2 protein-coding genes are annotated in these 1601 nt (G+C 43.8%); both read left to right on the top strand.

What is annotated here, in order from left to right:
• The first annotated feature begins 158 nt into the window (after positions 1-158).
• Positions 159-827, top strand: a complete 669-nt coding sequence (locus R7P69_RS24585) for a TVP38/TMEM64 family protein (RefSeq protein ID WP_005457981.1) — start codon at positions 159-161, stop codon at positions 825-827.
• Positions 824-1601, top strand: a 778-nt coding sequence (locus R7P69_RS24580) for an ArnT family glycosyltransferase (protein ID WP_318121731.1), incomplete at its 3' end; no start/stop codon positions are given. The genes R7P69_RS24585 and R7P69_RS24580, both read left to right, overlap by 4 nt.

Below are 1601 nucleotides of genomic sequence, written 5' to 3'. Positions count from 1 at the left end.
GTCGCGCACCGAGACAGAGAAGCAGGCACTTCCAATTACAATGCATGGAACCGTGCTTGGGTAGGGATTGTTGATATGTTTGGTGTGATCTGGTTACAAAAGCGCACGAAAAATCCGATGATCAAAGCTGTCAGCATTGCCAATGAAAATGCAAAACAATGAAATGGTTAAAGCTTGCACTTCTTATACTTGCTGGGGTTTTGTTAGCAAATCAGCTCGATAATCCCGTTTTATCTCACCTCACAGATAGGAACTGGCTGGTTGGCTACATTCAAAAAAACGGGGCTTTAGGGCATGTGGTCATCTTCACATTCAGTGTGGTGTTTTTGTCGTTGAGTGGGCCAAAGCAAGCCATCGCATTGGTATTCGGCTATTTATACCACGTCCAATTAGGCGTGCTTATCACCTTATTTGCTTGTGTTTTTGGGGCGACATTTAACTACGCCTGCGCGCGCTTTCTCATCGGAAATTGGCTATATCGACGGTTCCCGAAAAAAATGACGCGTTTTAATTCATTTGCGAGTCGTAAGCCGTTTTACAAAATCCTTTTGCTACGTTTGTTTCCGATTGGGAATAACGTCGTGACCAACGTTTTATCGGGTAGTGTCCGAGTGCCGTTCTTTGCCTTTATCTCCGCCAGTCTGTTGGGATACTTGCCTCAAATTATCATCTTCGCATTGATGGGCGCTGGTATTCATTCATCGAGTAATACAATGATATATCTCAGTATTTTCTTTGGTATCGTTAGCGCGGTACTCACAGGGTTTCTCTATCGAGATCATATTAAAAGTCGTGTTGAATTATTGAATATGGAAGAGGAAGTATGAGCTTAGTGACGTCCAAGTGTCGACAAGTTTGGCAAAGTGATGACTATTATCAAACCCTATGGTTTTTGTTGTTCCTCGCCTTCATCATTATTTTTTCGGGGATAGGGTTACGCGACCCGTGGCCTGCCGATGAACCACGCTTTGTCGAAGTTGCTCGAGAGATGGTGCAATCAGGAAACTGGTTTTTTCCTACCAGAGGGGGAGAGCTCTATCCCGATAAACCGCCAGTATTTATGTGGTCAATGGCGGCTTTTTATTGGTTGACCGGCAGCCTAAAAGCAACGTTCATGTTACCTAATGCGATTGTCAGCCTAATTGCTTTGGTGTGCTGTTACGATATTTCTGCAAAGCTGTGGAATGTCAAAACTGCTCGAAATGTGGGCTTTCTACTATTGCTTGCTCCACAATTTATTATTCAAGCAAAAGCGGCGCAAATTGATGCGATGGTAGCCGCGTGGATCACCATCTCCATGTATGGGCTGTTGCGACACTTCTATATTAAGACCAACTGGGTTTGGTATTGCTTGGCTTGGGTGTTTATGGGTCTTGGCATTATTACAAAAGGTGTTGGATTTCTTCCCGCGTTGTTTTTGATACCCGTTTTGTTTTTGCATTTTTCTGGCAGACACCATTTTGAAGATGCGGTTTCGTGGAAGCTATTACTGGGCCCAGTGTTCATGCTTTTGACCATTGCATGTTGGTTTGTGCCTATGGTTTCGATCGTAGAGATCAGTCATAACCCTGATTTTGCAGCTTACAGAGACAACATTTTGT

Source organism: Vibrio sp. 661, from assembly GCF_033339315.1.
Taxonomy (GTDB): Bacteria; Pseudomonadota; Gammaproteobacteria; order Enterobacterales; family Vibrionaceae; genus Vibrio; species Vibrio alginolyticus.
The sequence above is the reverse complement of the archived record's forward strand: the minus strand, read 5'-3'. Positions and strand labels throughout refer to the sequence as shown.

Coding starts and splice junctions, on each gene's coding strand:
- R7P69_RS24585 (WP_005457981.1), top strand. CDS start 159: ATGAAATGGTTAAAGCTTGCACTTCTTATACTTGCTGGGGTTTTGTTA.